This window comes from Geomonas sp., assembly GCF_056994735.1.
This window is the reverse complement of the sequence record NZ_JBXKJL010000282.1, coordinates 1-2,261: the sequence shown is the minus strand read 5'-3', so window position 1 is coordinate 2,261 and position 2,261 is coordinate 1. Positions and strand designations below refer to the sequence as shown.

The following is a 2,261-nucleotide window of genomic DNA, read 5'->3' as shown; positions in this document are numbered from 1 at the left end:
GGTATGTGCTTCGGTGTCCTTCACGGCATGCCCTTTCGTAGTGGTTGATAGCTATAGTCTATGTGACCGCATCCGCATTGTCAAGGCACAGAAAAACCCTCCCCGGAAACCTAAGGATAAAAAGGGGAGGGCTGGTCTGCCGCATCGTCGGTGGCTCAACACCTAGCTACCACTAGTCTACCGCATCCGCATCCGCATTGTCAACCGCATCCGCATCCGCATTAGAAATTTTTGTAAGCTCGCGCTCTTCGTTCTCCCGCATGATCTTCAAGAGACCGGCACGAGTGAGCCGCATCCGCATGGCTGAGCGGTATAGCTTATCGGCATCAGGGTTGAGCGGCATCGGCATGTCTTTCGGTAGCGTAGACGGCAAGCACCGCATCAGCTTCAGCGGCATCCGCATTGCCTAGCAGTATCCGTACCATGTCCTGTGCTGCCCGCATCCGCATCACGGCATCTACAGTCGGCACGGCATGGCCGTTTCTACGGGAGCATCGGCAATGGGGAACGTCCGCATCGGCACGGCATCCCCTCGGAGGAAGACGGCTTGCTTCTGACCGTACCGCACGGCAGTGAGCGGCACAGTGTAGACGGCAATAACGTAGCCGCATTCGGCAAGCGCCTCGGCATAGCCAGTGAACCACGCGTCCAGATCACAGATGGTAGCGAAGCCGCAGTGCTCATCGGGATAGATTCCGTCCAGCAGCGGATCGTCCATGGGATCAGGGTGCTCGGCATCACCGTGGACCGCATTCATGTGGGCCAGCATGGGGTGGCCGGAGGTATCCGCATAGGGACCGGCTCCGCCACCGGGTTTTTCAACTCGAAATATTGAGACCTTCATGACACGTAGCCTACAGCTACTTCACAGGAATTACAAACGTGTCACTCGGCGTGTCGATAACATTACAGTAACGGTCAAGCTGTGTGACAAGATATGTCACGGCATGCCAAATCTCCCACCCTCCTAGGAGGACAGGTGATCGGCAGCACTACTACTTCTTTATGGGGTTCCTTTTGGGAGGGGTCCGTACAGGCTTTCCCACCTTCTGGATCAGCCCTAGGAGACCGTAGATACGGCCTGTACTAGTCAGTATGCGAACGGCACTGCACTCAGGCTGTAGGTCTTCCACTACACCCTCCATACCCGCATACGCTCCTGAGGTCACCCGCACAGGGTCACCTTCGGCAAACGTGTACTTAGTCATGGGTCAATCATACCCGGCATTACTTGCCTGAGGCAAATTGGAGTACTCAGTTTGACTTTGCCCACTACTTGTGTTTGAAACAAGATCCGCTAGATCTAGGGAAAATCGGCACCACTACAAAAGTTTTTAGAAAAAAGTGTTGACGCATGTTGTGGTACAGGCGTAATGTTTGAGACATGGAAAGCAGCCAAACAAGGAGGCCTACCACAGACAACCAAATCAAACACAAACCGAAAGGATTTACATCATGACTACTGCAACTGCAACCAAGACCCGCACCAACCGCAAGCCGCGCATCTCCGCTGCCGAAGCCGCAGAGACCAAGGCCATCGAAACCCTCGATGAGCAGGCCGACACCAAGAAGACCCGTCGCCCCCGCGCTCCGCGCAACGCCCCGAACGTCGATCCGATGTTCTCCGACAGCGCGGACGAGAAGATCGATGAGGTCGGCATCCCGGAGCCGGTCGATACCGACGCACTCGTGGAAAACGATACCACGGAACCCAAGGTGCGCCGCATGCAGATCCAGTCCGAATTCGTTCCCGGCAAGGCGGCACTCGCCACCCTGACCCCGGACGCCCTCAAGGCGCTCGCGTTCATCTCCACGTACAACACCGTGGACGACCAGTCCTCCAGCCCCCGCCAGCACGGCTACCAGCGCGATCCGCTCGACGCACGGTTCCCGGCCATCGGTCGCTACTTCTCTCAGGAGGACGGCGACTCCGAGACGGTCAAGCACACGCACGCCCACCTGATCACTCCGATCATTGCGTCGGTGCGTGTCTACTCGCCCAAGGAGCAGGCGGAATTCAACCACCTCTTCAACTCCGGCGACATCGACGGCATCCACAAGCGCTTCGGCAAGTCCGTCGTCTCCATCGTGGACGGCCAGCACCGGGCAGGCGGCCTGTTCTGGGCGTGGGAGCGCAAGGCGAACTTCAACCCGGACGTTCCGGTGATGCTCTACTACGGACTGCGCTACGCCGACGAGGCCACGCTGTTCGATGACATCAACACCAACCAGCGCAAGCTGCCCAAGGCGCTCATCGAGGC

The 2,261-nt window shown here is 57.8% G+C and carries 3 protein-coding genes; 2 read left to right on the top strand and 1 reads right to left on the bottom strand.

All coding sequences use genetic code 11. The features are described from left to right. Window positions 1–172: 172 nt before the first annotated feature. The gene (locus AC11W3_RS12105; RefSeq protein WP_484093088.1) at window positions 173–397 is read right to left on the bottom strand and encodes a hypothetical protein; all 225 of its coding nucleotides are present in this window, start codon (window positions 395–397) and stop codon (window positions 173–175) included. Between the two features lie 150 nt (window positions 398–547). Here AC11W3_RS12105 and AC11W3_RS12100 point away from each other — a divergent pair, with 150 nt between their 5' ends. After that, a complete protein-coding gene (locus AC11W3_RS12100) occupies window positions 548–835 on the top strand; it encodes a hypothetical protein (protein WP_484093087.1) in 288 nt (95 codons plus the stop codon). 620 nt (window positions 836–1,455) lie between these two features. Beyond that, a partial coding sequence (locus AC11W3_RS12095) for a DGQHR domain-containing protein (protein ID WP_484093086.1) occupies window positions 1,456–2,261 on the top strand: 806 nt, incomplete at its 3' end.